Here is a 14,227-nt window from a genome sequence, read left to right on the forward strand (position 1 = left end):
TCGTCGCAACATCGAGGGTGAGTCGCCTCATTTTATGGAGGGGACATACAGTCTAGTGGTGACGCCCGCGGGGAAGCGGAAAGCTGTCGCTCATCTGGTGGATGCCCATGGGATGAGCGAACGGCGGGCGTGTAAAGCCATCGGCTGCTGCCGCTGACCAGGAGATACCGGACGACCCAGGCTGACGATACCAGCCTTCGCCAACGCATGAGGGCGATCGCCCAGGAGCGCCGCCGCTTCGGCTATCGGCGGCTGCATGTTCCGCTCAGGCGGGAGGGCTATCTGATCAACCACAAAAAGCTCTTGCGGCTCTATCGGGAAGAGAAGCTGACGGTGCGCCGCCGTGGTGGCCGCAAGCGGGCGATCGGGACCAGGGCGCCGATGCTGGTTCCGATGACGCCGAACGACCGGTGGTCGCTCGACTTTGTGTCGGATCAGCTGACCGACGGCCGCCGCTTCCGCATCCTGACTGTCGTCGATGATTGTACCCGTGAGTGCCTGGCGCTGGTGGCCGATACCTCGCTCTCCGGCATCCGCGTGGCGCGGGAACTGGACCGGCTGATGATCGAGCGCGGCAAGCCCAGGATGGTGGTCAGCGATAACGGCAGCGAACTCACCAGCAACGCCATCCTGGTGTGGGCCGACCAAAGCCGTGTCGAATGGCACTACATCGCGCCGGGCAAACCCATGCAGAACGCCTTCATCGAGAGCTTCATGTATAGACGGCCCCGCGGGTGCAAGAGGTTTCGACAACATTTTGATGTCGGTCGGGTGCGTTCATGTATACGGCCTTTTAGTGCGACCGATACAATGGTCGCTGGCCCTGATGGAGATCGCGGATCGAGGCCTCATCAACGGGTCGCGCTTGTTGCGCTTAAAGCTCTTCGAGCTTTCTCGATCCCCAGCTCCGCCGGTTTTCATCACGCTGTCATTTGCCCTCGCACCTTAAGTTAGCCGCATCCGCAGCTTCACGCAGGGGATGTCGGCCTATAATACTCCCCAGTCGTCATCATCGCCCAGACGATCCGAGCCAACTTGTTTGCAACGGCGATTGCGACCACCATGGGTCGACGTCGCTCGAGGAGAGCTTCGATCCATCCGCCTGCGACCCGTGAGCGTGCCTTTGGGAACCGGACGACGTTACGTGCTCCGATGACCAGCAAGTGCCTAAGATAGGAATCTCCCTGCTTCGTTATGCGGCCGAGCCGATCCTTTCCACCACTTGGGTTCTCCCTTGGCGTTAGGCCGAGCCAAGCTGCGAACTCCCGCCCGGAACGGAACATGGTTGGATCGGGGACGGTGGCAGCAAGGGCTGTAGCCGTTACGAGGCCGACGCCCGGGATAGAAGCAAGCAACCTCGCCACTGGATGCGCTCTCTGGATCTGAGCCAACTCTCGCTCGATGGCTTCAATCTGCCGGTCGACTTCCTTCATCTGGTTCACAAGCGCTGCCAGCGCCATGCGCGCCGTAGTCGGCAGCGATAACTGATCATCGTCCAACATTTGCACCAAACCATCCACCCTTTGTCGGCCTTGCCCAACAATAAGGCCGAACTCGGCAAAATGGGCTCGGATGGCGCAAGATGTCATAGTCCTCTGACGAACCAGCAGGCCTCTCGCTCGATGAAGCATCAAGAAGCCTTGGTTCTCGAGGCTCTTGATCGGAACGAACCGCATGTTAGGGCGAGCAACTGCTTCGCAGATTGCGGCCGCATCAGTCGCATCGTTCTTAGCTCCTCGCCGGACGTAGGGCTTTACATATGCCGGCGGAATCAACCTCACATCGTGACCAAGCCGCTGGATCTCGCGTGCCCAGTGATGCGCGGAAGCAAGCCTTGATGCCGACCAGGCAGGATGACAGTGATGAGAAGAAGGCGATGATCTCACCACGCCGCAGGCGTTGGCGACAGACCACGTCCTTCGTCATCAACCGCATGGAGGTGAAAAGCGAACTTCGAAATATCCAACCCAATAGTCGCGATGTTCATCTTGATTGACTCCTTCTGCCGCCAGCACATCTGGCACGATATCACCGGCGCCGAGAGAGCGGGGCCGTCTTCCCCATCAACGGCCGGCTGCGGGATGAGCTGTTGAACGAGACGTTGTTCACGTCACTGGCACAAGCCCGCGTCACACTTGGAAGTTGGCGGGCGGATTACAACGACACAAGACCACACTCGCAGCTCGGATGGAGAACCCCGTCCGAGTTCGCGATGACCTGCCACCCGCGCCGGGATCTGGCGCTGCGCTACGCCGAGGGCTCCGCGCCAGCTCCGTCGCTACCACCGCCCAACTGGGCAAATCCAACTGCTGGGGCGAATGCGGATTCCGATTTATTCCGGCCGGGTATTCCGACGTGAAGCCGGCCACCGTTCCGATTTGAAGCCGGCCACCATTCCGAAATGAAGCCGGCCGGCATTCCGATCAATTTCCGGCCAGGTTTCTGAGAAGGTCGGCGTTTTCGTTTGGGTCAGTCCCTCAGGCATCAAGTCCCTCGTTGATCAACGGGGGAAAGCGGATGCCGGCCAAGAGAGAACTGCCCATGCGACAGATACGCCAAATGCTACGGCTTGCCCGTGACGGGGTGAGCGCCCGGGAGATCGGACGCACGCTCGGCGTGGTGCGGAGCACGATCCAGGACAATCTCAAGCGGGCGGCAGCGGCCGGGCTTGCGTGGCCTTTGGCTGGCGACCTCACGGACGCTGTTCTTGAACAACGTCTGTTCGCCCATGCCGGCGTCAAGCGTGGGTACCGCCGGCGCGCCGAGCCAGATTGGGGCTCGCTCGCCTGCGAACTTAAGCGGCCTGGCGTCAATTTGATGGTGCTTTCGGAGGAGTATCGCGCGGTTCACCCGGGAGGCTATGGCTACAGTCGCTTCTGCGATCTGTTCCGGGAGTTTGAGCGGCGGCTGTCGCCGACCATGCGGCAGGACCATCCGGCCGGCGACAAGGTATTTGTCGATTACTCCGGCAAGAAAATCATGATCGTCGATCGCGCAACCGGGGTCGTGCGTGAAGCGGAGATCTTCGTCGCCGTGCTTGGCGCCTCCAATTACACCTACGCCGAGGCGACCTGGACGCAGAAACTGGCGGACTGGATCGAGGCCCATGTCCGCATGTTCCGCTTTTTTGGCGGGGTGCCGCGCCTTGTGGTCCCCGACAATCTGAAATCCGGCGTCCACAGGGCCTCGTTCTACGACCCTGAAATCAATCGCAGCTACGGGATGATGGCGTCCCATTACGGCGTCGGCATCCTTCCGGCGCGGCCACGAAAGCCCCGGGATAAGGCAAAAGTGGAAGCCGGAGTGCGTTTTGCCCAGACCTATATCCTCGGGCGGCTTCGCCGGCAGACCTTCTTCTCGCTGGCTGAGGCGAACGCGGCAATCGCCGCCGCGCTGGAGCGCGTCAACGCGCACGTCATGCGTCGGCTTGGCGTCAGCTGCCGGCAATTGTTCGAGACTGTCGAGATCCCTGTCCTGGCGCCGTTGCCGGATGCCGACTATCAGTTCGCGGAATGGCTCCTGGCCCGCGTCTCGCTCGATTATCATGTCGAGGTCGACGGCTTCTTCTACTCAGTTCCACACGGCCTGATCCGCGAGCAGGTCGACGTTCGCGCCACCACCCGGACCATCGAGTTGTTCCATCGGGGTTTGCGTGTTGCTGCTCACCAGCGCCGTTATGGCAGCCGCCGGCATGGCACGGATCCCGATCACATGCCCAGTGCGCATCAGCGTTACGCCGAGTGGACTCCCGATCGATTCCGGCGCTGGGGGCGATCGATCGGGCCCAACACCGAGGGGCTCGTCCTCGCCATCCTGGCCAATCGGCCTCATCCCGAACAGGGATTCCGGACCTGTCTCGGCGATATTGATCCCGAACGCGCCGAGCTGATCGCGGCCCGCGCGTTGCCGAGACGACTTCTCAGTTGCGTACCATCGCGTGCCGCGTCTCTTCACCGCCCTCGCACTCGGCCGCGCCGATGGCCGTTACACCAAGATGCTGCGCGCTATCGCTCGTCTCGATCTGCTCATTCTTGATGACTGGGGGCCAGAGCCGCTCGACGCCGACCAGCGCCCATGATCTGCTCGAGATCGTCGAGGACCGATATGAAGCTCGCTCGATCATCATCACCAGCCAGATGCCCGTCGACCGCTGGTACGAAATTATCGGAAATCCCACCATCGCCGACACAATCCTCGATCGCCTCGTCCACAACGCCTAGCGCATCGAACTCAAAGGAGAGAGCCTCAGAAACCAAAAGCAATCCGCCCCCAATCAATCGGTTACTTGACCTTCTCATCCCTCAACGACATCATCAAATCGACCCATGCGATTGACGCCAAGGGTGGCCGGCTTCCGATCGGAATACCCGGCCGGCTTCAAATTGGAATGCGTGGCCGGCTTCGTCGGTACCCGCAAACTTGATGAAACTTGGGGGCAAGGTCAACATCGTCTGGGAATCCCCGGGAGACTTCGTCGGAATCCGCAAAGGGCTGGTCAATGCGTTATCTGCGCTGGCTTCAGGACCAGAAGTTCGATCACCCGGCACATCAGATCGCAGTCCAGGAAATGGTCGAAGCGGTTCGCATCGCGAGGGAGCGGGTCGAACGTCTGGAGCACACGATCGAAGAGTTCGTCTGTCCTGGTCTAGTCTCTGGAGCCGCTCGTGGGGCGCTTCAAACATTGCGAGGTATCGACCGGATCGTCGCAGTAACATTCGCCACCGAGGTCGGCGACGTGAGCCGTTTTGAGAGCCCACGTCAACTCATGGGTTATCTCGGTCTGGTGCCCGGCGAGCGATCGACGAGAGAGTCCGTCAGGCGTGGCGGCATCAGCAAGGCCGGCAACGGCAGCGTCCGCCACATGTTGGTCGAGAGCGCCTGGACCTATCGACACCCGCCGAAGATCGGCAAGACAACGCTACATCGGCTCGAGCAGGCATCAGGCGTGCAAGAGATCGCGCGGAAAGCACAGAGCCGCTTGACTGCCCGCTATCGGAAGCTGGCTACACGCGGCAAGCGAACGACAGTGGTCTGCACTGGTATCGCCCGTGAACTGGTCGGGTTCATGTGGGCAATCGCAAGGCAAGTGCAGGCAACCTGATCAGGTGCTTCTCATCATCGTGCATGGGCGCAGGCGGGAGCACGGCAGAGGGAATGCCCGTCGGACGCTTTGTGGCCGGAAAGAGCGCCGACGTCCACAGTAAGATAGGAGCAGACTTCGGACGCACAATGGGGAATGCGGTGGCCAACCCGCGCATCAGAGCTTGATCACCGACGTCTTTCGGTCCCGCCTGTGGCAACCAAGCCAGTCGACTTTAGGAAGGGAGTGGAGGGGTGCTATGATGGTACGCGAGCACGATCGCCAGCGTTCGGATCGCGTTTCAGAATGTTCTGAACTGTAAGAGCCATGCTTCGCATACCGCGACGCATGTCGGTGTGGCCACTGGCGATCCAAACCCTGACGCCGCTCGGAATCGGGATCATCGTCGCGGCGCGAGCCTCAAGTCTGGCGACGCACCGACACTGCGAGGCCTATGCCCTTGCCGTCCACCGTAAGTCGACCCAGCCCCGGAGTCGCGAAGGCGTCAGCGAAGAACTCGATCATGGAAGCTACATCGAAAACTGGGAGGTTCGTTGCTCGGTGCACCGCTGGAGCGTACTGTGAAAGCCCCGTGCATTCCAAGAGAATCGCGGCGATATCAGGGTGCTGGAGGATCAGGGAGGACGCGACACCTACCGTCTCCCGCTCAATCTCAGCTTCGTAGCTTGTGCGTTCTGGCATTCCAACAACCTCCGAAGCCTCCATCACAGCCTGTCGAAACACCGGCTGACTGCCGACGTCACCGACGACGAGGCGGCCGGCATCAGAGACTCCTGCCCGCTCGAGAAGCTCGGCTGTAAGTGTCGGGCCGCTCGCGGTCAATACGGCTAGCTTCTTGCTGCTACCCAAACACGCGAGCAGCAGTGGGGCGACCAGGAGACTTGACAACAGCACAGGAACGTCCACTGCGTTGCGTACTGCCTGCTGATGACGAATCATGAAGCCACAATTGGAGGCGATCGCTCGCGCGCCCTCATTAACGAGTTCGCGCGCGGCGGTGATCACAAGATCTTGGAGTCCGTCATCTCCTTTGTATACGAGCCGATCAACTGTGCAGCCGGGAACGATTCGACACAGGTATGGAGACGCGGAGGAGGAAGGATTCTCCCTTGGCCCACCTGGCACCGGACGGTAATTGTAGTCGAGCAGGAGAATACCAATTGGCGCACCACAACGTCGGTTCAACTCACAGCTATCGAAGACAGTTTGAGCAACCAATGTTTGGCCGGCGCTTACTTGGTTCATCTCAGGCCCTCCTTGGCCGACGCGCAGCAGTCACTTGCATGTCCGGTTTTGTTTTGGAATCGGACAACTCCAGTCAACAGCCCCTGAATGACACGCAGATCATCTGCCATTCAGGATCGGACCGCGGAGCGCTACCGCAGGCTCCATTCCTTGTAACTGTTACTGAGCTCCTGATATCTATCGGCCCAATACTTGTTGTCGACAAATAGGCTATTAGGATTGTTTAAATCAGGAAGCCAGCGCCGCGCCTCTGCGTCAATCTTTTGCTCGGCTCCCTTCGTCACTGGAACCGCGCCAAGCTTGTTGGCCAACGCGGCCTGCTGTTCTGGCCTGGTAATGAAATCAAGGAAACGCATCGCCGCCTCCTTGTGCTTTGTGCCCTTGAGCACGGTGAAATAGCCAGTCAAATTTATGCACTGGGCGAAGGAGAAGTCGATTGAAATGCCCGCCGCCTTCGCTAACTTCACCCGATTTAGCCAAGCGGTGGAGTAGTCAGCTTCGTTTCTCTGAATGAGCGAAATGCACTCGGCAGTTGCCGTCCAAAACTTTACGACGTTCGGCTTGATGCGGTCCAGCGCCTTGAAAGCGCGATCGAGATCGAGCGGGTACATCTGGCTCGGCGCCACTCCGTCCGCAAGCAGTGGTACTTCTAGACACGGAGCGCCTCCGGTGCCCATCAAGGTGCGGCGCCCTGGAAAACTCTTGACGTCCCACAGCTGCGGAAAGGTTCTCGCCGGATCCTTCGTCCGGCTCGGATCATACGCGATGCCAAGGGCATAGATAGCTGTGGGCACGGCAAAAGAGGGCGGGCTCTGAACAAAGCGCGCGGGATCAACTATCTTGGTATCGATTTGCTCCCAAAGGCCCAATTGTCCGCCCTGATAAGCCTGGCCTCCTCCGGTATCTAACAAGTCCCACTGAATGTTGTTACTCTGGACCTGGGCCAGTGCTTTCGCAAAGTCTGGGCCAGCGACAGTGTCCACGGCGATACCGGTCTCCGACGTAAAGGGCTTGATCCAGTATTCCTTCATGAAGTCGTCAGTGCTTCCGCCCCAGTTCGCGAGCGTAATTCTCTCGGCGGCGCGGGCCCGGCTGGACGCGATGAAGGGAGCAGCCCCTAGAAACAGAGCTCCAGCAGCAGTCACACCATTCACAAATTGCCGGCGGTTCACGATGCTTCTCCCTGTTTTGATGCTACATATTGGATACTAGTATCTCATATCGCAATACGATTTGCAAGTCGTGAACCCCGTATTGGCCGCGCCTGGATGGACAATGGCCGCCCTCACTGCATCGGCTTGGACGGACTGCGCGTTGATGATGCAATCGAGGAAACACTTGCTCGGCATCTCGGTCCGGGCGCTATCGCCATCGCCGGGCTCCTCAACACAACGGCGTCAAGACCGGTTGCAATCGCTGGACACGCGAGCGCGTCACCTAGGTGCGCTCGAACTATCGCATCCCCGTGTGCAGCCCGGGCGGGATCGAGCGCTGCCTGAACCACAGCAACCCGGCAAACCTCCTCGCTTCGGCTCCCCGCCGAAACAGGCGAGATCGTCCATCCGCCATCGGACGGCCCGTGGATCTTTGCTCGCGCCCTCGCTGATAACCGCCGCCAGTCAATCTATCGCGGAACGAGCTCGGCAGAATCCAAGATACCCCACGGGATCACATCCCGATCAGCAAGTTCTCTTCTCTTCAAAAACATAGACAGATGGGTGTTCTGATCCGTTGTTGTACAACACGACCCGCGGGCACTCGATCATCTCTCAGCCCAGTTGAGTTCGAGCCTGAGGTGGGGATTAGCTTAACCCGGCGTCCATCAAACCCGCAGCAAAGATCGAATTGTTGGTTGTCCTTAGCGCAATCAAATCAGGGACAACACTGGAGCGAGCTATATGCCGGCCAAATGCAAAGCCCTTCAATTGAACGAATGAGCGGCTTGCTGTACGATGCGTACGGACCTTTTCAAGCAAAACGCTGGCAGGCAAGCGGCTGCTATTGCTGCACACGAGCAGAGGCCCGGCGTCTCGGGCGATCGCTAGTTCGAGGAAGTCTTGGAACAGACACAAAAAGTGGGATGTGCGGATGGCTTGCCAAGCAAGTCTGTGGCCGCCGAACTCGGCATCCATGAACACACCGTTGCCAAGTGGCGCCGGCGATTTTAAGGATCGATGTGATGGGCTGATTGACGAAGCCCGCCCTGGCCGCCCTCGCACCATCGACGACGATCAGGTTGCTGAGGTAATCGAGCGTACATTGCGTACGACGCCGGCCGACGCGACGCACTGGTCGACCCGCTCGATGGCTGCGGAAACTGGCTTTTCCCACACCACCATTCGCCGAATGTGGTCGGCGTTCGGCTTGCAGCCGCACCATAGCCAGACATTCAAGTTGTCGAGCGATCCGCTGCTCGTCGACAAGGTACGCGATATCTTCGACCTTCTATCCCCACCGAGCCGAGCCCTTGTCCTCAGCATCGATTAGAAAAGCCAAATTCAGGCCCTCGATCGCGAGCAGCCGGACTTGCCGATGATGCCTGGCCTGCCGGAACGCCGCACGCACAGCTACGTGCGGCATGGCACGACCACGCTTTTTGCAGCGCTCGATGTCGCCTCGGGGTTCGTCATCGGCAATGTTACAAGCGCCATCGATCAGTCGAGTTTTTGAAGTTCCTCAAAGAGATCGACGCTCAATCCCTGAGGGGCTCGCTGTCCATATCGTATGGACATGTGTGGACGCCCCCGCTGATGCAAGAAGAATCTTTCAAAGAGCGCTGAGCGTGGTCGGGGGCTGACATGTGTCCGGCCTTTTGCTGCGGCTGTCACATGCCGCTGGCCCGTATGGAGTTCGCGGAACGGGTCCAATTCAACCTCGCGTGCTCGAGGCGCGTATCGCTGATCTGGTTTTCCCGATTCCTGTCTCGCGACCGTTGCGCCATACTCTCCGGTTGACCTTCTCTCGATTGGTCCCTCCATGAACCATGGCGCATCGATCTGGTCATGGCGCAGGGACGTCAGGAAGGTCATGGTTTTCCAACGCCGTGTGGGACTTTGGCGGGGAGCTTGTGCCCACGCGGTGCCCATTCCCGCAGGAGAGCCATGTCGGTCCGGGTCTAAGTCTCGTCGATGAAGACCAACCGCTCAGCTTTGACGGGACTTTGGTACTTGTCCACTGGGCTCGCCGCCGTGCCACCTCGGGGCGATCGCGTTCGCCAGCCACCACGCTTTTTTTAAGCTGAGCTTCGCGGCATGCACGACACCGAGTGGTAATCGACCTTCAGGCCGCGTCCGGCAAGCTACGCAACGAGACCGCGTATGGTGAAATCGCCGTCCTGGATCCGTTGCGACAGCCACATCGCGTGGTCGCCCGAAATCGCCTTCTTATGACCACCCATTTGACAACGCTGCCGATCGACCGGCTTCATCCAGCCAATGGCCGTGCTAATCGCAATCCCAAACCGCTTGGCTGCCTAAATGCGGGACATCCCGCCCTTGATCGCGGCCGCGACACGCTTGCGAAGATCCAGAGAATAAGGCTTGCCCATCCATGCTGGCCTCCAACCCAGCCAGCATGGTGAATCAGAAACACGCTGATTGGAATCTTGAGGGTTCAGTGAGGTCGCGGGGCAAAGGCCAGACGCGCGCTCTGTTCGTAGCGTGCGATTTCAAAGAAGCCGGATTGAACGAAGCCGCGGAGTTGTGGGCGCTATGAGGATAGTGCAGCCAGCGCGGCTGCGGAGAAGGCGCGTCTGTGGTCATAGCGCGTCGGCGAGACATTCAGCTGATGTGAGCGGCCCCAGTGATCGGGCAATGGCCGATCCAGCGAGCGATCTGGTACGCTGGGATGCGTGGCCGAACGATTGGCGAGATGTTTGGTGACGAACGCGGCCACGGCGATATCGGACGTTGCCACCGAGAGAGTGATCACGGAAGGAGTGGATGGTGCAGGCGTGGATCATGACGTATCACAACGAAACGGATGGTCGCGCGCGCCGGGACGAATTCGGCGCGCCGCATGGTGTCGCCGCAATGTAGGCAGACGGGGATATCGCATTTGACGAGGGGATCGCCGCCGGCTTTTTGATCAGCCGGAGCGTTGCGAACAGCAAGGAGTTGACGGCAAAGGGCGATTTTATCGTTGCGTCCGCCATTGGCGAGGAAGCCATAGTGGCGGATGCGGTGAAAGCCGTACGGCAGGGTGTGCAGGAGAAAGCGACGAATGAACTCACCGGCATTGAGCATCATCACCTTGGCTTTGCGATTCTGCCGATAGTCCTTCCAGGAAAAACTCACTTTACCATCGGCGAGTGAGATCAGCCGGCTGTTTGCGATGGCGACGCGATGCGTGTAGGCGATGCGCTCCGGGATTGTGCTATGGCCGAGCGTCACTCCGTAGAAGAATCGCAACGCACAGACGATCTGGTTGAGTGCAGGCCACGATATCCCCGTCGCCACGAGATGAACTGGAACGCGTGAACGTCCTCCAAGCCCAAATGGTCGGGCGATCGGCCAAAATGTCGGCTGAACTTCGATGCTGCGTTGAGATATGATCGTTGCGTCGCCAGCGACAAATTGCGGACTGTCATGTCCTCGACCGGGCGTCGGCGGAGAGGGCTCACCTGGGCCATCGGAAAACTTCCTCTCTGAAGGGTTGAGCTCTGAAAAGGGCGGCGACTTGCGCGCTGCCGGCTTACACTTTCAGCTTTCGCCTGGCGGTTGCTTTTCAAATGGTGCAGCAGACCGATTTGCGCGATCGGTGCGTTATTGCTTTCAACGGCCTTGAAGAGCTATCTGCAATTCGTCAGCTGCCGGTCGGCATCACATTCCGGAGCCGCACCGGATTCGGCAACTAGCGCCACTCTCTCGTTGCCTGCATGGCGCCTGGGAGTAGAGTCGATTGATGTATCGATGTCTTCGGCTCAATCGCCGCATGAGCCCATTGATCTCGAGCGCTGAGAGTGCGGCGCGGGCTTGTGATCGCGAGCGAACCACCGCCGAGCTGGCGGTCTCGACCACGTATGAACCAATCCCTCTGCTGGCGCAAATTGGACTATCGACGTTCTTGGACTGCAACTGGCATGAGCTCCCAGTTCGCGGTGATCAGGTTGCGTGGGCAGCGGAACGGCATCCAATGTTAGCGTATGCCTCGACTACCGCTGGAATATCGGCGTAGGCTCATCGAGAAAGTCCGGCGTCTCGCGGCCACTTCGTAGGGATCCGAGCATCGGATGTCCTTGATCGTCGCGACGGTGCAGCAAAATTCCCATCCAGTTTATCGCGCTATGTCCATACTGAATGCGAACGGCTTAGGGCAGCACTACAACGCGCGAATTCGCATGACAGCATCGCCCACCGCACCCGACATCACCTTCGCCTCAAGGCAAGCACGCAGGACGGCATCGGATCGAGTGGCGTGCGATAAACTTCGGTGTTGTCGGGGCTAAGGCGTCGAACGCCAATTCGGCGGCGGCCTTGGTTTCGGCCGTCCAGATCTCCTGCAACTCGCGATTGGCCTTCAGCTGCTGGCTGTGCGGCAACTTGGCGAATAGGTTGGGGTCTTGCGCACCCAGCGGCGCTGCTGGCGCGTTTTCGGCCAGATATCGCCGGCGGCCTCTAGAACCCGCGTGCGCCATCGGCGATGGCGAGCCGCGGCGGCGCGTCGAGCCAGCGCCGCTTGAGATCGAGCACCAGATCGCGCCACTCCTGCGCCTCTCACGGCGCCATCGGTGAAGCCCACCAGCTCCTTGCGACCTTCCGACGTCGCGCCAATCAGCCGGGGATGCATGGCTTTTCGTCTTCGAAGTGTGCTTGGAGATGGATGTCATCGGCCCAATGTAGACGTAGCGCTTAGTCGATAGATTGCGCCTTGCCACGGCGGCGTGCTCGTCGAGCCAGCCGTGCTTCAGGGCGGCCGGTGGTTGCTGACAACCCGGCAGCACGCTTGCCAAGCAGCGCCGCTGCAGAGCGGCGCATGTAAGGCGGAGAAAACCGGGATGCGATCGGGTCGGTCGCGTCCGCCTCGCGATCGGGTACACACGGCTGACGGACGGCGACCGCGCCGATACCGGTCATCATCTCGCGTTCCGGCAGGTGACCGCGGCGCAGCAGCTCCGTTTTCTTTTGGTAAGGTCTCCCAACAAGGCGTTGGCACCCGCTTGGGAGGGGTGGGCTGCTTCTAGAATTTGATTGCCTCTGTTCGTCTTTCCCACTGCATGTCGTCCCTAAAAGAGATTGAACATCTGGCCTATGGCTCATGTTGGCCCACTCTCATCCCGGCGGCTGGAGCAAAAGATCCATAGATCGATCTAAATTGGGCAATTTCCCAAAACCCAGTGGGCTATCGATGGTCCGATCTTTGGTTTATGTATCTTGGTCAACGTCTCAAGCTAGCGGAGTTGTGGTCATATGACTGAGTTGACGCGGCGTTGTCCCAGAGGGTCCCGCGCGCTGCTATCCCCTTCGATCTCCTTCGAGTTCTTCCCACCCAAGACCGAAGAGATGGAGCGGAATCTCTGGGACACCATCAACCGGCTTGCCCCGCTCGACCCCAGATTCGTCTCGGTGACCTACGGCGCCGGCGGCTCGACTCGCGAGCGCACCCATTCCACGATCTCGCGCATCCTCAAGGAGACCGCGCTGCTGCCGGCCGCGCATTTGACCTGCGTCGGCGCCTCGCGCGGGGAGATCGACGAGATCGTCGACCGCTATCACGAGGTCGGCGTCCGCCACATCGTCGGCCTGCGCGGCGATCCCGCCGGCGGCATCGGCACGGCCTATTCCAGCCATCCCGACGGCTACCAGAGCTCCGCCGACCTCGTCGCCGGCATCAAGAAGCGGCACGGCGATATCGAGGTGTCGGTCTCGGCGTACCCTGAGAAGCACCCCGAGGCGCGCGACTTCGACGATGACATCGATACGCTGCAGGCCAAGGTGGATGCAGGTGCGACCCGCGCGATCACGCAGGTGTTCTTCGATAACGACCTCTACTTCCGTTATCTCGACCGCGTGCGCGCGCGCGGGATCAACATCCCGATCGTGCCAGGCATCATGCCCATGCATAATTTCAAGCAGGCGAGAGCCTTCGTCACCCGCGCCGGCACCTCCGTGCCGGACTGGTTCGCCGCGAAATTCGAGGGGCTCGACGAAGACGCCGAGACCCGCAAGCTGGTGGCGGCGATGGTCGCCGCCGGCCAGGTGCAGAAGCTGGCGAAGCACGGCGTCGACACCTTCCACTTCTACACCATGAACCGCGCCGATCTCGTGTTCGCGATCAGCCATTTGCTCGGCATCCGCGCCAAGAGCGCGCAGAAGGCGGCTTAAGACACCATGACCGTATCGACCTCTCCCAAGCGAATCGCCCTGCTCAACGCCGCGCGCGAGCGCATTCTCGTGCTCGACGGCGCCATGGGCACGATGATCCAGAACCTCCAGTTCGACGAAGCCGCCTTCCGCGGCGAGCGATTCAAGAACTTCCATCGCGATTTGCGCGGCAACAACGACCTCCTGATCCTGACTCAGCCGCAGGCGATCGAGGACATCCACGCCGCCTACTTGCGCGCCGGCGCTGACATCGTCGCGACCAACACCTTCTCCACGACCTCGATCGCGCAGGCCGATTACGATCTCGCCGACATCGTCTACGAGATGGCGCGCGAAGGCGCCCGCCTCGCCGGCAACGCCGCACGCCGGGTCGAGGCCGAGGACGGCAAGCCGCGCTTCGTCGCCGGCGCCATCGGCCCGACGAACCGCACCGCCTCGATCTCGCCCGACGTGTCCAATCCCGGCTACCGCGCCGTCACGTTCGACGATCTGCGCAAATCCTATGGCGAGCAGATCAACGGCATGCTCGACGGCGGCGTCGATCTGCTGCTGGTCGAGA

Annotated in this window: 6 protein-coding genes and 10 pseudogenes; 9 read left to right on the forward strand and 7 right to left on the reverse strand. The window is 60.3% G+C overall.

The features are described from left to right. Window positions 1-714 (forward strand): annotated as a pseudogene (locus IVB13_RS07895) (IS3 family transposase); the annotation flags it as partial. 254 nt (window positions 715-968) lie between these two features. Here IVB13_RS07895 and IVB13_RS07900 read toward each other — a convergent pair. Then, window positions 969-1,987, reverse strand: a pseudogene (locus IVB13_RS07900) (IS110 family transposase). A gap of 54 nt (window positions 1,988-2,041) precedes the next feature. On the opposite strand from IVB13_RS07900, the pseudogene IVB13_RS07905 reads away from it, so the two are divergent. The 4 pseudogenes from IVB13_RS07905 to IVB13_RS07920 all read left to right on the forward strand — a co-directional run. Then, a pseudogene (locus tag IVB13_RS07905) lies at window positions 2,042-2,359 on the forward strand (transposase); the annotation flags it as partial. A 200-nt stretch (window positions 2,360-2,559) separates the two neighbouring features. Next, window positions 2,560-3,480: pseudogene (gene istA / locus IVB13_RS07910) on the forward strand (IS21 family transposase); the annotation flags it as partial. Window positions 3,481-3,898: 418 nt separating this feature from the next. Next, window positions 3,899-4,289, forward strand: a pseudogene (locus IVB13_RS07915) (ATP-binding protein); the annotation flags it as partial. A 197-nt stretch (window positions 4,290-4,486) separates the two neighbouring features. Continuing rightward, a pseudogene (locus IVB13_RS07920) lies at window positions 4,487-5,101 on the forward strand (transposase); the annotation flags it as partial. A gap of 399 nt (window positions 5,102-5,500) precedes the next feature. On the opposite strand, the gene IVB13_RS07925 reads toward IVB13_RS07920, so the two are convergent. The 3 genes from IVB13_RS07925 to IVB13_RS07935 form a co-directional block, all read right to left on the reverse strand. After that, window positions 5,501-6,346, reverse strand: coding sequence for a hypothetical protein (locus IVB13_RS07925; protein ID WP_247488200.1), 846 nt, complete (start codon window positions 6,344-6,346; stop codon window positions 5,501-5,503). A gap of 131 nt (window positions 6,347-6,477) precedes the next feature. After that, window positions 6,478-7,518 carry an ABC transporter substrate-binding protein gene (locus IVB13_RS07930; protein WP_247488202.1) on the reverse strand — a complete coding sequence of 347 codons (1,041 nt, stop codon included), beginning with the start codon at window positions 7,516-7,518 and terminating at the stop codon, window positions 6,478-6,480. A gap of 630 nt (window positions 7,519-8,148) precedes the next feature. After that, entirely contained in the window at window positions 8,149-8,478 is a 330-nt protein-coding gene (locus IVB13_RS07935; RefSeq protein WP_247363252.1) for a hypothetical protein, read from the reverse strand. Between IVB13_RS07935 and IVB13_RS07940 the strand changes: the two are divergent. Continuing rightward, a pseudogene (locus IVB13_RS07940) lies at window positions 8,428-9,071 on the forward strand (IS630 family transposase); the annotation flags it as partial. The gene IVB13_RS07935 and the pseudogene IVB13_RS07940 sit on opposite strands and share 51 nt — an antisense overlap. A gap of 1,417 nt (window positions 9,072-10,488) precedes the next feature. On the opposite strand, the pseudogene IVB13_RS07945 reads toward IVB13_RS07940, so the two are convergent. Together IVB13_RS07945 and IVB13_RS07950 are read right to left on the reverse strand one after the other, a co-directional pair. Then, window positions 10,489-10,698: pseudogene (locus IVB13_RS07945) on the reverse strand (transposase); the annotation flags it as partial. After that, window positions 10,696-10,976 (reverse strand): annotated as a pseudogene (locus IVB13_RS07950) (phage integrase N-terminal SAM-like domain-containing protein); the annotation flags it as partial. The pseudogenes IVB13_RS07945 and IVB13_RS07950, both read right to left, overlap by 3 nt. A 99-nt stretch (window positions 10,977-11,075) precedes the next feature. Between IVB13_RS07950 and IVB13_RS40150 the strand changes: the two are divergent. Beyond that, entirely contained in the window at window positions 11,076-11,201 is a 126-nt protein-coding gene (locus tag IVB13_RS40150) for a hypothetical protein (RefSeq protein WP_256467683.1), read from the forward strand. A gap of 567 nt (window positions 11,202-11,768) precedes the next feature. Here the strand turns inward: IVB13_RS40150 and IVB13_RS07955 are convergent. Then, window positions 11,769-12,450, reverse strand: a pseudogene (locus tag IVB13_RS07955) (transposase); the annotation flags it as partial. Between the two features lie 303 nt (window positions 12,451-12,753). On the opposite strand from IVB13_RS07955, the gene metF reads away from it, so the two are divergent. Both metF and IVB13_RS07965 read left to right on the forward strand, forming a co-directional pair. Then, window positions 12,754-13,668: a methylenetetrahydrofolate reductase [NAD(P)H] gene (metF, locus tag IVB13_RS07960; RefSeq protein ID WP_247488204.1), complete on the forward strand. Its 915-nt coding sequence runs from the start codon at window positions 12,754-12,756 to the stop codon at window positions 13,666-13,668. A 6-nt stretch (window positions 13,669-13,674) separates the two neighbouring features. Beyond that, a partial coding sequence (locus tag IVB13_RS07965; RefSeq protein ID WP_247488206.1) for a homocysteine S-methyltransferase family protein occupies window positions 13,675-14,227 on the forward strand: 553 nt, incomplete at its 3' end.

The organism is Bradyrhizobium sp. 17 (assembly GCF_023073515.1).
In the GTDB taxonomy this organism is placed as follows: domain Bacteria; phylum Pseudomonadota; class Alphaproteobacteria; order Rhizobiales; family Xanthobacteraceae; genus Bradyrhizobium; species Bradyrhizobium canariense_D.